The organism is Acetoanaerobium pronyense (assembly GCF_017874355.1).
In the GTDB taxonomy this organism is placed as follows: Bacteria; Bacillota; Clostridia; order Peptostreptococcales; family Filifactoraceae; genus Acetoanaerobium; species Acetoanaerobium pronyense.
Genome location: NZ_JAGGLI010000003.1, coordinates 50100 through 66358, shown reverse-complemented (window position 1 = coordinate 66358; position 16259 = coordinate 50100). Strand labels below are relative to the sequence as shown.

Annotated in this window: 16 protein-coding genes; all 16 read left to right on the top strand. The window is 32.8% G+C overall.

Annotation, left to right across the window (positions count from 1 at the left end):
- Nucleotides 1–15: 15 nt before the first annotated feature.
- The 16 genes from rsmH (at nt 16) to J2Z35_RS02240 (ending at nt 16172) form a co-directional block, all read left to right on the top strand.
- Nucleotides 16–948: a 16S rRNA (cytosine(1402)-N(4))-methyltransferase RsmH gene (gene rsmH, locus J2Z35_RS02315; protein WP_209658955.1), complete on the top strand. Its 933-nt coding sequence runs from the start codon at nt 16–18 to the stop codon at nt 946–948.
- 9 nt (nt 949–957) lie between these two features.
- A complete protein-coding gene (locus J2Z35_RS02310) occupies nt 958–1527 on the top strand; it encodes an FtsB family cell division protein (RefSeq protein WP_209658953.1) in 570 nt (189 codons plus the stop codon).
- A gap of 5 nt (nt 1528–1532) precedes the next feature.
- Complete coding sequence (locus J2Z35_RS02305) at nt 1533–3713, top strand: penicillin-binding transpeptidase domain-containing protein (RefSeq protein ID WP_330623335.1); 2181 nt, start codon at nt 1533–1535, stop codon at nt 3711–3713.
- Nucleotides 3714–3830: 117 nt separating this feature from the next.
- Entirely contained in the window at nt 3831–5198 is a 1368-nt protein-coding gene (locus J2Z35_RS02300) for a UDP-N-acetylmuramoyl-tripeptide--D-alanyl-D-alanine ligase (RefSeq protein WP_209658951.1), read from the top strand.
- 14 nt (nt 5199–5212) lie between these two features.
- Entirely contained in the window at nt 5213–6184 is a 972-nt protein-coding gene (mraY, locus tag J2Z35_RS02295) for a phospho-N-acetylmuramoyl-pentapeptide-transferase (protein ID WP_408627153.1), read from the top strand.
- A gap of 18 nt (nt 6185–6202) precedes the next feature.
- Nucleotides 6203–7549, top strand: coding sequence for a UDP-N-acetylmuramoyl-L-alanine--D-glutamate ligase (gene murD / locus J2Z35_RS02290; RefSeq protein ID WP_209658947.1), 1347 nt, complete (start codon nt 6203–6205; stop codon nt 7547–7549).
- A 16-nt stretch (nt 7550–7565) separates the two neighbouring features.
- A complete protein-coding gene (ftsW, locus tag J2Z35_RS02285; protein ID WP_209658945.1) occupies nt 7566–8678 on the top strand; it encodes a putative lipid II flippase FtsW in 1113 nt (370 codons plus the stop codon).
- Between the two features lie 26 nt (nt 8679–8704).
- Entirely contained in the window at nt 8705–9796 is a 1092-nt protein-coding gene (murG, locus tag J2Z35_RS02280) for an undecaprenyldiphospho-muramoylpentapeptide beta-N-acetylglucosaminyltransferase (protein WP_209658943.1), read from the top strand.
- Nucleotides 9797–9814: 18 nt separating this feature from the next.
- Nucleotides 9815–10540 carry a cell division protein FtsQ/DivIB gene (locus tag J2Z35_RS02275; RefSeq protein WP_209658941.1) on the top strand — a complete coding sequence of 242 codons (726 nt, stop codon included), beginning with the start codon at nt 9815–9817 and terminating at the stop codon, nt 10538–10540.
- 6 nt (nt 10541–10546) lie between these two features.
- Nucleotides 10547–11263: a DUF881 domain-containing protein gene (locus J2Z35_RS02270; RefSeq protein ID WP_209658939.1), complete on the top strand. Its 717-nt coding sequence runs from the start codon at nt 10547–10549 to the stop codon at nt 11261–11263.
- Nucleotides 11264–11267: 4 nt separating this feature from the next.
- A complete protein-coding gene (locus J2Z35_RS02265) occupies nt 11268–11984 on the top strand; it encodes a DUF881 domain-containing protein (RefSeq protein ID WP_209658937.1) in 717 nt (238 codons plus the stop codon).
- Nucleotide 11985: 1 nt separating this feature from the next.
- Nucleotides 11986–12357: a small basic family protein gene (locus J2Z35_RS02260; RefSeq protein WP_209658935.1), complete on the top strand. Its 372-nt coding sequence runs from the start codon at nt 11986–11988 to the stop codon at nt 12355–12357.
- A 76-nt stretch (nt 12358–12433) separates the two neighbouring features.
- Nucleotides 12434–13522, top strand: a complete 1089-nt coding sequence (ftsZ, locus tag J2Z35_RS02255; RefSeq protein WP_209658934.1) for a cell division protein FtsZ — start codon at nt 12434–12436, stop codon at nt 13520–13522.
- A 117-nt stretch (nt 13523–13639) separates the two neighbouring features.
- The gene (gene nrdR, locus J2Z35_RS02250) at nt 13640–14104 is read left to right on the top strand and encodes a transcriptional regulator NrdR (protein WP_209658932.1); all 465 of its coding nucleotides are present in this window, start codon (nt 13640–13642) and stop codon (nt 14102–14104) included.
- Between the two features lie 86 nt (nt 14105–14190).
- Entirely contained in the window at nt 14191–14883 is a 693-nt protein-coding gene (locus tag J2Z35_RS02245) for a response regulator transcription factor (RefSeq protein WP_209658930.1), read from the top strand.
- Nucleotides 14884–14945: 62 nt separating this feature from the next.
- A complete protein-coding gene (locus tag J2Z35_RS02240; protein ID WP_209658928.1) occupies nt 14946–16172 on the top strand; it encodes a HAMP domain-containing sensor histidine kinase in 1227 nt (408 codons plus the stop codon).
- Nucleotides 16173–16259 lie beyond the last annotated feature (87 nt).

Genomic DNA, 16259 nt, shown 5'->3' with positions numbered 1-16259 from the left:
AAAGGAGCGATTTTATTGAAATTTAAACATGTTACAGTTTTACTTGAAGAATCTGTAGATATATTAAATATAAAAAAAGATGGCATTTATGTAGATGGGACTATGGGAGGAGCAGGACACTCATTAGAGATAGCAAAAAAAATTGAGACAGGAAAGCTAATTTGTTTTGACCAGGATAATGATGCCATAGAGGCGGCAAAAGGAAAGTTTCAAGGTATGGAAGATAAGGTTATTATAGTTCACAGTAACTTTGAAAACTTAAAAAGTGAGCTAGAAAAGCTTGGAATAACGAAAATAGATGGTTTTTTAGTTGACCTTGGAGTCTCTTCTCATCAACTTGATATACCTCACAGAGGCTTTTCATATATGAATGATGCTCCTCTTGATATGAGAATGGATGATAAAAACCCTATTTCTGCTTTTAATATAATTAATGAATATAGCGAAGAAGATTTAAAGCGAATCATAAGAGATTATGGAGAGGAAAACTGGGCGGCAAGAATAGCCTCTTTGATTATAGAAAAAAGAAGAGAAGGTCCAATTAAAACCACTTTTGAACTTGTGGATGTAATTAAGGCTGCTATTCCTAAAAAAATGAGAGATGAAAATCAGCACCCCGCAAAAAGAACCTTTCAAGCTATAAGAATAGAAGTAAATAGAGAGCTTGATGTGATAGAAAAAACAATATCTGATGCTTTTTCCATTATGAACAAAGGCGGAGTAGTTGCAGCCATTACATTTCATTCTCTTGAGGATAGAATAGTAAAGAATATATTTAAAAAACTAAGTATAGATTGTATATGTCCTGTAGAGTTTCCAGTTTGCAGGTGTGACAACAAAGCTCAAGTAAAGATAATTACAAGAAAACCAATACTTCCTTCTAAAGAGGAAATAGAGATGAACCCAAGATCAAGAAGTGCAAAGCTTAGAGCGGCTAAGAAAATTTAGGTGGATAAAATGAAAAAAGAGCAAAACAAGGAATATAGAGTAAAAAGTCTGGATGTATACAAGCAAAATCAAGAAAAAAAAGAAAGAAAGGCAAACAATTCCCAAAATTCAAGGACTAATCAGACTGCAAAACCTAATACTGAACAAGAACATATGGGAAGTATAAGGCAATCAGTAAAACCAAAAAGAAGTAAAAATAATAGAAAAAAAACCGATATAAGAAAAGACGAAAAAAATAGGGAAACCCCTTCTATAAAAAAAAGTAAAACTAAAAAAAATAAAAAGAAGTCAAAAGCATCGAGAAAGCTTTTAATTTTAAACACAGCCTTGATATCATCAGCTGCTGGAATTTTATTTTTATTAATTATGTTAATGAATAGATATTCTGTTATTTCAGAGCTGAAATATGATATAAATGCTCAGGAAAGAGCTTTAAATGAGCTTAGAAATAAAAAAAGAGAAATACAGGTACAGATAGAGCATTCCAACAGAACTGATTTTATAGAGAGAACTGCAAGGGAACAGCTCTTTATGGAATACCCAACTGAAGAAGAAACTATTTATATAAGAGTAGATTAGAGAGAGTGGTAAATTTGTCTGAAAAATATTCTCAAAAGCATAAAGAACTCATAAAAAACAGAATAAGAATTTCTGTAGCTCTATTTTTGACCTTAATAGTAGGACTTATAGTAAGGCTTGGATATATACAGGTGGTGATGGGACCGGTATATTCAGAAGAAGCTATGAGTCAGCAATACAAAGATACGATAATACCTCCTATGAGAGGGACTATTTACGACAGAACTGGAAAAGAGCTAGCAGTAAGCGTTCCTAAACATGATCTATGGATAGAGATGACATCTATTAAGGATTCCCAAAAAGACGAAATAGCAACTAAAATATCTCAGGTACTAGATATAGATAAAGACGAGTTACTTGCAAAAATGAACGATGGAAGACCTAGGTTTCTAATTGAGAGGTATTTAGATTCTGAGCAAGTAAAGATGCTTAGGGAAGAACAGACAAAAGGGATATGGTTTGAAGAATCAAGCAAGAGATACTATCCTTATGGTTCCTTTGCCTCGTATGTGATTGGACATGTATCAAATCATAATGTAGGTCTTGCAGGTGTTGAAGCTTCCTTTGATCCATATTTAAGGGGAGTGCCAGGTAGAAAAATATCTATAACAGATGCAAGGGGAAGAGAAATAGATAGTATAGACATAAGACATAATGATCCTATAAACGGGAGAAATATAATACTTACAATTGATGAGGTAATACAGCATCATATGGAAAGAGCAGTATCGAAAGCTCTTGTAGACAATGATGCTAAAAGGGTAATTGCAATAGCTATGGATCCTAAAACTGGTGATATACTTGGTATGGCGTCTAAACCAGATTATGATCCAAATGATTCTAGAACACCTTTATATCCTTTGTTTGAAGAAACTATATCAGCGGCTGAGACAGATGAAGATAGACTCAAGGAAATATATCAGATGTGGAGAAATCCGGCTGTAAATGATATATATGAGCCAGGTTCTCCATTCAAAATCGTAACGGCGGCAGCAGCCTTTGAGGAAGGACTCACCCGTCCTGATGAATGGTTTAACGACAAGGGTTTTACAGAGGTTGCAAATAGAAGAATTAGAAACTGGAGGCCACAGCCTTTTGGGAATATAACCTTTACTCATGCAATGGAGCAGTCAGTAAACTCCACATTTATTGAGGTGGCGCAAAGACTTGGTCAACAAAAATTTTTAGAATATATAACTGCGTTTGGATTTGGTAAAAAGACAGGAATAGAGCTTCCAGGGGAAGGACTGGGAATGATGTATAATATTTCAAATATGGGCCCCGTGGAGCTTGCAACTACTTCTTTTGGTCAGAGTATTTCAGTGACTCCAATACAGATGTTATCAGCTATATCGGCAATAGGAAATGAAGGTAAGCTTATGAAGCCTAGAATAGTTAAAGAGATAACCGATGAGGAGAACCAGATAATAAGAGCTGTAGAACCAGAGATGATTAAAAGAGCTGTATCAAAGCAGAGTGCAGATGAAGTGCTGCTTTCTATGGAATCAGTGGTTGCAAATGGTTCTGGAGGGATTGCAAAAATAGATGGATATAGAATTGCTGGAAAGACAGGGACAGCTCAGAAGGTTGTTGATGGAAAGTATGTCCAGGGATATTATATAGCATCCTTTGCAGCTATAGCTCCAGTTGAAGATCCTAAAATAGCTGTACTTGTGCTTGTAGATGAGCCAAGGGCAGGCTCTCATTTTGGGAGTACAGTATCAGGACCTATAGTTAAAGAGATTGTCTATGACTCTTTAAGATATCTAGGAGTAAAACCTAATGCACAGGTCATTGATAATCCAAATATAAAAAGAGTAGCAGTTCCAGAAATTAGAAATATGTCCTTTACAGATGGGGTATATAATTTGAATCAAGCTGGTTTATCTTATTTTGTAGAAAATCCTACCGAGCTTGATACATCAGGAATCGTACTTGATACCTTCCCAAAACCAGGAGAGATGGTTCCTCTTAATTCTTCTGTTATGCTTTATATCTCTTCTTCAGAAGATGAGACTATGAGTATGCCAAATCTTATTGGAATGACATTTAGAGAGGTTGAAGAACTACTTTCTAATATGGGACTTGAATTCATACACGTAGGAACGGGAAAGGCAAAAAGCCAGCTTCCTAACCCAGGAACTATAGTTAGAAAAGGGAATAGCGTAAGCGTAGAATTTGAATAAATGCTTCTTTAAGCATATAGCTTTAATATACAATTTTTGATAAAATTAAGAGTCAATTAATTACAAAAGGCGATGTCATTGACATTGCCTTTGATATTGGGAAAGGATTAATTAGTCATGAAAAAACTATCGAAAATAAAAATAATGAAATATACAAATGGTATAAACGAATATGAAGAATACAACCCTTTGATAGATTTAGTAGTAACTGATAGTAGAGAAGTAAAAAAAGACTGTCTTTATGTAGCTTTAAAGGGTGAAAATTTTGATGGACATGATTTTATAGAGGATGCCATCAAAATGGGAGCTTCTCTCATTCTTTCCGAAAAAAAATATGATTCAAAGGAAATAATTAAGGTTGAAAATACATACTTAGCTCTTGGCGAGCTTTCAAAGGGATATCTAAATGAGTTTAATATTAAAAAAATTGGAATAACGGGAAGCAGCGGAAAAACTACAACAAAGGATATGGTGTATCATGCTTTATCAGCTCGGTATGAAACCCATAGAACAATTGGAAACTTCAATAATCATATAGGGCTCCCTTTAACCGCTCTATCTATTGAGGAAAAGGACGATATAGCAGTATTTGAAATGGGAATGTCAGAGCTATGGGAAATAGACTATTTATGCAAATTGACAAATCCTCATATAGGTATAATTACAAATATAGGGACGGCTCATATAGAAAATCTAAAGACTCAGGAAAATATATTTAAGGCTAAAATGGAAATTAGCAATTACATGACAAAAAAAGATTTGCTTATAGTAAATGGAGATGATGATTATCTTTCAAAGCTAAAAAAGGAAGAGTGCAGTTTTAGGTTGATAAAATATGGTTTTTCAGAAAACAATGATTTAATTGCCTATGATTACAAAAGTGATTCAAAAAACTCTATTTTTAAAGTAAAGGGAATGGATAGAGATCTTAATATAACGCTCCCTGCAATTGGAAAACACAATGTGCTGAATTCTTTGTCGGCAATAGCAACATGCATTGAACTTGGTATGAGGGATGAGGAAATTCAAAAAGGACTAGCAGGTTTTAAGCCTTCCAAACATAGAATAGATATAAGGGAAATAAATGGAATAAAGATAATAAATGATTCCTATAATGCTAACCCAGAATCCATAAGTGCTGTTCTTGATTCTTTTAAAGACTATGGAGAAGGCAGAAAAGTAGCTATTTTAGGAGATATGCTGGAGCTTGGAGACATATCTGAAATAAAGCATAGAGAAATAGGGGAAAAAGCTATTAAAGAGAGTGATATATGCATATTTATAGGAAATGAAATGAAGTATGCAAAAGAGGCTGCTCTTTCATCTTTAGACACAGGAAAGATTATTTATCATTTCATTGACAAAAATCTAGCAATAAATGAGATAAAAGGTATAATAAAATACGGCGATATAATTTTAATTAAAGGATCTAGAGGAATGAACCTTGATAAAGTGGCAGAATATCTGATAGACAGTAAAAAGTAATTTTGGAGGTTATAATTTTGAACTATATATTTTTTACAGAAACGACAATATCTTTTTTAATTTCCCTGATTTGCGCAGCAATCATTGGACCTATGGTCCTTCCAATGCTATCAAAGCTAAAGTTTGGACAGACTGTTAGGGAGGATGGTCCTCAGTCTCACCTTATAAAAAATGGTACGCCTACTATGGGGGGGATTATATTTATACTATCAACAATAATTGCAATAGCATTCACAGGAAAATACAGCTCTGAGCTTGCATTTGCACTTAGTTTTATGCTTTTATTTGGTTTTGTGGGTTTTTTAGATGATTATATAAAAGTAGTACTAAAAAGGTCTTTAGGCCTTAGAGCTTACCAAAAAATCATACTTCAATTTGGGTTTGCTCTTATTCTTTCAATATACCACCTAAATACAAGCCCTATGGGAACAGAGCTTATAGTACCTTTTTTTAATGATATAACTCTTGATTTGAAAATATTTTATGTTCCATTTTTAGTATTTGTTATAGTGGCTATAACTAATAGTGTAAACCTTACGGATGGGCTCGATGGACTTGCTAGTAGCGTAACTTTTATAGTTGCATTATTTTTTATGCTAGTATCAGGCTATATGGGTTATGGGCATCTGTCTATATTTATGGCAGCTGTAGCTGGAGGTTGTCTAGGTTTTTTAAGGGTTAATAGATATCCAGCAAGAGTATTTATGGGAGATACTGGCTCTATGGCTCTGGGAGGAGCTATAGCAGCAGCTGCAGTGATTTTGAATATATCTTTAATTGTTCCAATAGTAGGATTTATATACTTTGCGGAAAGTCTTTCTGTTATAATACAGGTAATTTCATTTAAATTTTTCAAAAAAAGAGTTTTTAAAATGAGTCCTATACATCATCACTTCGAACTATCTGGTTGGAAGGAAACAAAAGTGGTAAAAGTTTTTTACTTAACAACTTTTATTCTGTGTATAATAGGATTAACTGCAATTTAAAAAGAAGGGGCGAGAGTTATGGGAAAATATTCTGATATTGTAGTTGTAGGTCTTGGTAAATCTGGATTTTCTGTAGTGGATTTTTTTTCAAAACAAGATGTAAAAATTCAGGTGTTTGACTCAAATTCAAATCATGATGAAATTAAAATAAATAAAATAAAGGAAATGAAAAATATAGAGCTCAATCTTGGAGAAAATCCAACGGGAGATGAAGATGCAGATATAGTAATCATGTCTCCTGGTATATCTTTGGATCTTGATTTTGTAGCTAAGTTTAGATCAAGAGGTATTGAAATAACTGGAGATATAGAGCTTGCCTATAGATTGGGCAGGGGAACATATATAGGAATAACTGGAACTAATGGAAAAACTACAACTACTACATTAGTTGGAGAGATATGCAAAAATTTTCAGGAAAACACTTATATAGTTGGAAACATAGGAACTCCAGTGCTTGATAAAGCAGTTATGGCTGATGATAATACTTTAATGGTTACAGAGCTTTCGAGTTTTCAGCTTGAGTCGATATATGATTTTAGACCTCATATATCTGTACTACTTAATATTACCGAAGATCATTTGAACAGACATAAAACTATGGAAAACTATATTGCTGCGAAGTTTAGAATATTTGAAAATCAAAAAGAAAGTGATTACTTAGTTTTAAATTATGATGATAAAAGACTTAGACTAAACCAAGAAAATATAGCTCCTAAAATTATTTTTTTTAGCAGAAAAGAAAAAGTAGATTGTGGAGTATATGTGGATGAAGACTATGTTGTTTCAAATATAAACGGAAATAAAATAAAGATTGTAAATTTAAACTTAATTAAGCTTTTAGGAAATCATAATATAGAAAATATCCTTGCGGCAACAGCAATTTCTATTCTCGCAGGGGTAGATGAAAAAACCATAAAAGATACTATTATAGACTTTAATGGTGTGGAGCATAGGTTAGAACTTGTAATGGATACTGGAGAGGTAAGATATATCAATGATTCTAAGGGAACTAATCCAGATTCATCAATAAAAGCTCTTGAGGCTGTCCCATCTCCTATTATTTTAATTGCAGGGGGTATGGATAAAAAAAGCGATTTTACAGAATTTATTGATTCCTTTAATGGAAAAGTATATCATTTAATACTTTTAGGCGAAACAAAAGATATTATAGAAAATACTGCAAAATTAAAAGGGTTTGACTCTATAACTAAGGTTAATAGCATGGAGGAAGCGGTAAAATTTGCAAAAACCATAGCTAGACCTAAAGATACAGTGCTTCTTTCCCCTGCGTGTGCAAGCTGGGATATGTACTCAAGCTATGAAGAAAGAGGATGGGACTTTAAAAACTGGGTAAATACCTTATAGGTTCAGGTGATGCAAATTGGAATCAAAAAAATACAAGGGTCAAGGAAGCTTTGATTTTGGTCTTTTCTTCCTGACTATACTTTTAGTTTTAATTGGAATAATAATGGTATATAGTGCAAGCTTTGTGCAGGCAAAATTTAAATATGGAGATACATCCTACTTCTTGAAAAAAGAGATTATTTTTTCAACTTTAGGACTAATAGTAATGCTTATAGTTTCAAAGATAGATTATAAGATGTATAAGAAATTCGATTTATTTTTCATTATAGTCGCATATCTTCTTTTAATAGTAACATTATGGACACCCCTTGGAATAACTCTTAACCATGCTACTAGATGGATGGATTTAGGACCTCTTGGGACACTTATGCCTTCTGAGGTTGCAAAATTCTCTTGCATACTTATAGCTGCTAGAATTATAAGTAATAGAAGAAAGCATATAACAAAGTTCAGCACATTTATTCAACCTTTTATTTATTCCTTTATAGCAGTTGTTTTTATAATTCTTCAGCCAGACTTATCTACAAGCTTTACAATACTATTTGTTACCTTTGCCATGCTTTTTGTTGCGGGAGTTCCTTGGATTTCCGTATTTTCAACAATTATAGCAGGAGCAGCTGGAATATTCGTCCTGATTTTGGCTAAACCTTACAGAATGAAGAGGTTTATGACTTTTAGAGATCCATTTCAGGATAGGCTTGGAGACGGCTATCAGGTCATACAGTCTCTTTATGCATTAGCATCTGGAGGAATTACGGGACTAGGTCTTGGAAGAAGCAGACAAAAGTTTTTCTATCTTCCAGAGCCTCAAAATGATTTTATATTTGCAATTATAGGAGAGGAACTTGGATATATAGGTGGAATAATTCTCCTTATCTTGTTTTCGCTTTTAATAAGCAAGTGTTTTAAAATAGCAATGAATGCCCCGGATCTTTACGGGACGATGATAGTAGCTGGAATTACCTTTCAAATAGGGATACAAGTGCTAGTGAATGTTGGGGTTGCAACTTCGGCAATTCCAAACACAGGGATTCCGCTACCTTTTATTAGCTACGGGGGAACTTCCCTTGTAATATTTATGGCAGCAATAGGTATTATACTAAATATTTCAAGGCATACTAAGGTCTAGAAACAAAATTTATTTAAGGAGTCAATATGAAACTTATAGTAGCAGGAGGAGGAACTGGAGGGCATATATATCCGGCTCTTTCCATAGCAGACAAGTTTATGGAAAAGGAAAAAAACTTGGAAGTACTTTATATAGGAACTCCAAATAGCTTGGAATCAAAAATAGTTCCTGCATATGGATATAGATTTAAAACAATAGATGTAAAAGGGTTTCCCAGAAAACTCAATATAGAAAGCATGAAAAGAACCATAAAGCTTTTAAAATCTTTAAGTGATGTAAGAAAAATTATCAAAGAAGAAAAACCAGATATGGTAATAGGGACAGGAGGATATGTATCAGGTCCAGTTGTTATGATTGCCTCATTGATGGGTATAAAAACTGCTATACATGAGCAAAATGTATTTCCTGGAGTCACAAATAAGCTTCTCTCCAAAAAGACAGATTATATTTTGACAGGCTTTGAAGAATCAATCAAAAGATTCAAATACCCTGAAAAATCATTTTTTGTAGGGAATCCAATAAGGCAAAATTACTTTAATGATTCAAGAGAAAAGGCAAAAGAAAGTTTAAATATTCCTCTAAACAAGAAGCTTATCCTTTCAGTAGGAGGGAGCGGCGGATCTACTGGTCTAAATAAGGCTATTAAAGAGATGATTTTGAATGATAAACAAAAGGATTATTTCTTGATACATGTTACTGGTAGATATCATTACAAAACATTTATAGAATCTCTTGGAAAAGAAGAGTTAAATGAAAATTTTCAAATCCTTCCCTATATAGATAAGATAGGGACTTATATGTCTGCATCTGATCTTATAATATGCAGTGCTGGAGCAATAACCTTAGCGGAGGTGAGCTTTTTAGGAAGAGCATCGATCGTTATTCCTAAGGCTAATACTGCAGAAAATCATCAGGAATATAATGCTAAGTCTGTAGAAAATTCAGGGGCAGGATTTTTCATTAAAGAGAAGGACTTAAGCTATGAAATACTTAAAGCTAAAATAAATGAAATTATATTTGACGAAGGACTTAAAGTTAAGATGGAAAAAAGTAGTAAGCTTTTATCGAAATCATGTCCTTCGGAAGAAATTTATAATATTGTAATGAGAAATAGTTGATTGAAAGCGGGAATATTGATGTATAGAAATAAGATAAAAACTATAGTCATAATAGCCATTTCCTTAATGATTTTGTCTATAGGATTTTACTTTTTATCCCCTAGATTTCACCTTAAGGATATAATTCTTTTGGGTGAAACTCAGATAACCCGAGATTCATTATTTGAAATCTCAGGTCTTCATAAAAACAAAAATATATATTTAATGGATACGGACCTTGCACGAACTAGGATACTTGAAAATCCATATATAAAAGACATAACTATAAAAAGAAGATTTCCAGCAACTCTTATTCTTTCTATAAATGAAAGAAAGGAAACTGGAGTAGTACCCTTTTCTGGAGGATTTGCAATAATAGATGAAGAAGGATATGTTCTAAGAATGGAGCAAAATCTATCAAATATACAAATCCCTATAATTAGTGGAATAAAAACCCTAGAAGTAAAAATAGGTGAAAGAGTTCCTGTAGAGGATGAAGAACAGTTTACAACTGTTTTAAGCTTTATATCAGTTTCTCAAAATGCGAGATTACTTGAAAGCATCTATGAAATAAATCTTTCGGATTTGGAAAACATAACTATGACAACCAATAATGGAATTACTGTTTTATTGGGAGATGGCAATGATATAAACTATAAAATGCTACAGCTTAATCAAATTTTGCTAGATCTTTTCACTAAAGGCATAAGACATGGTATTATAGATATGAGATTCAACAGTTATCCGGTTTATAGAGAAGGGTAGATATAGATGAAGATAGGAAAAGAAAAGATATTATTTTTGATTTTTAGCTTTATAATAGGGTTGACGCTTACTATACAGCTTAGAACAATTAACGAATTTACAGGAGGAATAGCTTCATCTCAAAAATCTAGGCAGCTTCAAGGAGACCTTAAAACCCTAAGAGAAAAAAAGACAGAGCTAGATAGAGAACTTCAGGCATTAGAGGGAACTATAAAAGAACTAAAAAATTCAGAGATACAAGAGGATGCTATAGAACAAGAACTTAAAAAAGAGATTGAAAAATATGAACTATTATCTGGATATAAGGAAGGAAGAGGGCCTGGAATAGTAGTAAGATTTCAAGAACAAGCCTCAGATAGAGATACTAGTATTCTTATTTATAACTATGAGCTTCTTCTTTCAATAATAAACAAACTAAATGCCTCAGGAGCAGAAGGTATAGCTATAAATGATGAACGGTACGTAATAAGTACGGAGTTTAGACTATCAGGAGATAGGTTATTCATAAACGGCAATCCAGTATACCCGCCTTTTGAAATTAGAGCTATTGGGAATCCTGACACTCTGGAATCAGGACTTAATCTGAGATACGGGATAATTTGGGAGATGAGAAAAAACTATAATATAAACTCTTCTATAGAAAAGAAAGAGGATGTAGTTCTTCCAAGATATAGTAAAAAAATCGAATATAAATACGCTACGCCTGTGGAAAGCGGAAGGTGAAGATATGGCTAAAAACAAAAAAATCAACACCTTGGTTTTTATGGCGTTTCTACTTGGAATTATCATAGCATTGCAGGTTAAAAGTTTTAATGGAAACAATGGACTCGTAACATTAAAATCGATTATGGAAATCGAAAATCAAATTGAATTAGAAAAGAATGACATTCAAAATCTAAATGAACTTATATATCAAAGAAAGCAAGAATTAGAAGAATATGAAACTGAACTTGAAGATAGCGGTTCTATTTTGAACTCCTTAAGCGAAAATCAGAAATCTTTAAAAATGGCAGCAGGAGTAATCTCCTTAAATGGAAAAGGAATAAAAATAGAGCTTAGGGATGGAGATAGAGAGCTTAAAGAAGGAGAAAACCCGAACAATATAATAGTACATGATCAGGATGTACTTCATATAGTAAACGACCTTAAAATTGCAGGAGCAGAAGCTATAGCAATTAATGGTCAAAGATTATCAAGTATATCTGAAATAAAATGCAGTGGTCCTACTATCACAATAAATGGTAGAACTTATGGTCAACCATTTATTTTAGAGGCAATAGGTCCAGTTGAAGATTTAATACAGATTACAACAGGTATAGGATCGTACTCTTATCTACTTACTACAATTTATGGAATTGATGTTAGGGTATATGAAGAAGAGGATATTAAAATACCTGCCTTTAAATTAAATGAGGATTTACAATACTTGGGAGAAGGTGATTAAAGTGCTTTGGGCCATATTAGGTTTAGCTCTTGGTGTGGTAGTGGGGTATTATATTCCATTTACATACTCAGACAACTACTCTCTATATATATCTGTAGCAATACTTGCTGCAATGGATTCAGTTTTTGGAGCTATTAGATCCTCTATGGAGAATCATTATAATAATATAATGTTTATAACTGGTTTTTTCACAAATGCGCTTCTTGCTGCATTTTTAGCATATCTAGGAGATAGGTTGGGAGTACCCCTTTACTACGCTCCAATAATAGTATTTGGTGGAAGACTCTTCCAGAACTTTGCAGCCATTAGAAGAAGCTTAGTTGAAAAATTTTTAATTGAAAAAAAGAGGAAAACAAGAAGTAATATAGAATAAATTACAGTATAATTATATTTTTGCTATATAAGTAAGTTTTAAAAATAGATAGGCAAAAACAAAGAGGAGGGAAACCATGTTACAATTTGATATAAGCACAAGTGATAGCAAGGAAAAGATTAGAATAATAGGAGTCGGCGGTGGCGGAGGAAATGCCGTTAATAGAATGATACATGCGGGAATAGTAGGAGTTGAGTACATAGCAGTAAATACTGACTCTCAGGCATTAAACAAATCAGAAGCTGAGACTAAACTTCAAATTGGAGAAAAGCTTACAAGAGGGCTTGGAGCAGGAGCCAACCCTGAAATAGGGCAAAAGGCTGCTGAGGAAAGTCTTGAAGATATCAAATCTACTCTTGATGGTACCGACATGATATTTATAACAGCAGGAATGGGTGGTGGAACTGGTACGGGAGCAGCTCCTGTAGTAGCTAAAGTTGCCAAAGAGCTTGGGATTCTGACAGTTGGAATAGTTACTAAACCATTCTTTTTTGAAGGTCCTCAAAAATTAAAAAAGGCAGAAAAAGGGATTGAAGAGCTTAAAAAAAATGTAGATACTTTAATAGTTATTCCAAATGATAGAATACTTGAAATATCATCAAAAGATACTAAGATGGAAGATGCGTTTGAAATGGCAAATGAAGTATTAAAGCAAGGTGTGAAGGGTATAACAGATATAATAAAAGTTCCAGGGCTTATAAATGTAGATTTTGCAGATGTAAGAACTACTATGATAGATAGAGGAATAGCTCATATGGGCACAGGAAAAGCTAAGGGAGAAAACAGAGCTATTGAAGCTGCAAAGGCTGCTATTCATAGTCCATTACTTGAGACAACTGTCAAAGGTGCAAAGGCAGTGCTTCTTAATGTAACTGCTTCTAAGGACAGCTTTACTATTCATGAATTCAATGAAGCTTCTAGGTTTATAACAGAAGCTGTTAATAGAGAAGATTCTGAAATTATAGTAGGGACGGCATATAGTGATGAAGCTGGAGATGAAATTAGCATTACAGTTATAGCTACAGGATTTGACGGAGAAATACCTAAGTTTTCCCCGAGCGATATAACAGAGACTAAAAGTCCAACAGAAGAGGTAGTTGAGGAAGAAGAAAAAGTAGAAAACTTTGAACTTCCGCCTTGGCTTGTAAGAACAAATAAAAAATAATAAATAATAAATCAAAAAAGTCTGCCTGAAACCAAATATCAGGAAGACTTTTTTTTCCTTTTAGACTTGATTTTCAAGAAAATAAATCTTAGTATAAACAAAAGGAGTTGAAAAAAATTGAATTGTCCTTATTGTAATTTTGAAATGTCTAAAGTAGTAGATTCAAGACCAACAGAAGAAGGTAACGCTATAAGGCGAAGAAGAGAATGTGAAAACTGCAAAAAAAGGTTCACAACCTATGAAAAGATAGAGCAGGTAAGCGTTATGGTTATAAAAAAAGATGGTTCAAGAGAGTATTTTGATAGAGAAAAAATATTAAAGGGTATCGTTAGGTCTTGTGAAAAAAGACCAATAACTCTTGAGCAGATGGAAAATGTAGTAAGTGAAATTGAAAAAGATATATTAAACATGATGCAAAGGGAAGTTTCAAGTGACAAAATAGGTGAACTTGTAATGGAAAGTCTCAAAGAACTAGATGAAGTGTGTTATGTTAGATTTGCCTCTGTATACAGACAATTCAAAGATATAAACAGCTTTTTAGAGGAACTTAAAAATATTATGGGAGAAAAATACAAGATTTAATAAAAATGATTAATTAACAATATCTTTACAAAACTTAAACAATTTTAATATATAATTAAAATTGAAAAACCACTATGGAGGTTAATATGAATAAAAAGATATTGATAGTTGATGATGAAGAGAATATTGTAGAACTTATAAAGTTCAATCTTGAGCTTAAAGGTTATGAGGTATATAGTGCATATGATGGTATGGAAGGTCTTAAGATGGCAAAAGATATAAAACCATCCCTTATACTTTTAGATCTCATGCTTCCTATACTTGATGGTACAAAAGTCTGTGAAAAAATAAGAGAAGATGAAGAAATTAAAGAAACTCCTATAATAATGCTCACTGCAAAAAATATGGAAAAAGACAAAATAATAGGCCTTGAGCTAGGGGCTGATGATTATATGACGAAGCCTTTTTCTGTAAAGGAGCTTATGGCTAGAATAAAAGCCGTTAGCAGAAGATATTCATCTTCAGATAAAATGCCGGAAATTAAAATAATTGATGAGGGAGATCTTAAAATAGATCTTGAAAATTATGAAGCATTTAAATTAGATGAAAAGATAGATTTAACTCTAAAAGAATTTGAACTTTTAAAGCTCTTGGCATTAAATAAAGGAAAAGTGCTTTCAAGAAACTATCTCCTAGATAAGATATGGGGGTATGAATATTTTGGAGAAACAAGAACTGTAGATGTCCACATCAGACATCTAAGAAAAAAGATAGAAGATAATGATAAAATGCCAAAATATATTGAAACAATACGCGGAGTAGGTTATAAGCTGAGATAAAAGGAGGAGCTAATATTTATAATTATTTAATTATAAGCTTGCTGTTTGGAGCACTTTTTCTGATGCTCAGATATATATTAGTTCTTAAAAATCATATAAAAGAGCTGGCTCAGGCTTATGATAAGATAGCTGAAGGGAATTATAATATAAGAATATCTTCGAATCTTTCAGGAAATCTTGGAAAAGCAGGAAAAAGCTTTAATCTTATGACTGAGGACATCAACAAGAATATTGAAACCCTTAAGGACAGAAGTGCTAAACTTAAGGCTATATTAAAAAGTATTTCCAATGGAATAATAGCGATTGACTCTGAAGAAAATATAATGCTTATGAATAGAGCATCTCAGACTATATTTGACTATAAGGATTTTGATTATGAGGGAGTACCCCTTACGAAAATAATAAAAAATAAGAGGATGCTGGATTCTATTCTTGGACTAGTATACCTTAGAAAAAGTAAAGAGACAGAGCTTGAAATAGATGGTATTTATTATAAAATAAACGTAGATCCAATAAAGATGGATGATAACAAAAAGATTATAATTGGTTCAATAATAAACATTGAAGACGTAACAGATAAAGTAAGACTTGAAAGGATGAGAAGCGATTTTGTGGCAAATGTCACCCATGAACTAAAGACTCCCCTTACATCTATAAATGGCTTTGTTGAAACATTAAAATCAAATTCAGGGATAAATAAAGCTACTAGAATGAGGTTTCTTGAAATCATAGAAATGGAGTCAAACAGGCTCCAAAGGCTAATAGATGATATACTCACACTTTCCTTTATAGAAAACAATCAGAGTTCTAAACCAAACTATGAAGTAAATATAGTAGATATAGTAAAAAATACTATAAACCTTATGGATAATATGGCAAAATCCAAAGATATATCAATAGATTTCAATTATAACAAAGAGGAGATTCTAATAAACTGCCAGCATGATATATTGACTCAGCTTGTACTCAATCTTTTGGATAATGCAGTAAAGTATTCAAATCAAGGAGGACAGATAAAAATTAATCTTCTAAAGAGTGCCGGAAAGATTCTTTTTTCTATTCATGATGATGGAATAGGTATTCCTCAAGAAGATATATCAAGAGTTTTCGAAAGATTTTATAGGGTTGATAAGGCGAGAAGTCAAAAAGCGGGCGGTACAGGTCTTGGACTAGCTATTGTAAAACATATTGTGATTTCACTTTCGGGAAAAATCAAGGTAAATAGCGAAGTTGGAAAATATACTGAATTTATAGTGGAAATTCCCCTTTCTGATCAGGATAAGGATTAAAAAGTCCTTGTCCTGGTTATTTTTTTGAGAAATATAAAGACATATAATCTTACAAATTGCCATAAGCTTTAACAAGTGATATTATAT

Bases quoted from the DNA above. Each gene is read 5' to 3' on its own strand.
- J2Z35_RS02310 (WP_209658953.1), top strand. From the start codon at position 958: ATGAAAAAAGAGCAAAACAAGGAATATAGAGTAAAAAGTCTGGATGTA.
- J2Z35_RS02300 (WP_209658951.1), top strand. From the start codon at position 3,831: ATGAAAAAACTATCGAAAATAAAAATAATGAAATATACAAATGGTATA.
- murD (WP_209658947.1), top strand. From the start codon at position 6,203: ATGGGAAAATATTCTGATATTGTAGTTGTAGGTCTTGGTAAATCTGGA.
- murG (WP_209658943.1), top strand. From the start codon at position 8,705: ATGAAACTTATAGTAGCAGGAGGAGGAACTGGAGGGCATATATATCCG.
- J2Z35_RS02275 (WP_209658941.1), top strand. From the start codon at position 9,815: ATGTATAGAAATAAGATAAAAACTATAGTCATAATAGCCATTTCCTTA.
- J2Z35_RS02270 (WP_209658939.1), top strand. From the start codon at position 10,547: ATGAAGATAGGAAAAGAAAAGATATTATTTTTGATTTTTAGCTTTATA.
- J2Z35_RS02265 (WP_209658937.1), top strand. From the start codon at position 11,268: ATGGCTAAAAACAAAAAAATCAACACCTTGGTTTTTATGGCGTTTCTA.
- ftsZ (WP_209658934.1), top strand. From the start codon at position 12,434: ATGTTACAATTTGATATAAGCACAAGTGATAGCAAGGAAAAGATTAGA.
- J2Z35_RS02245 (WP_209658930.1), top strand. From the start codon at position 14,191: ATGAATAAAAAGATATTGATAGTTGATGATGAAGAGAATATTGTAGAA.
- J2Z35_RS02240 (WP_209658928.1), top strand. From the start codon at position 14,946: ATGCTCAGATATATATTAGTTCTTAAAAATCATATAAAAGAGCTGGCT.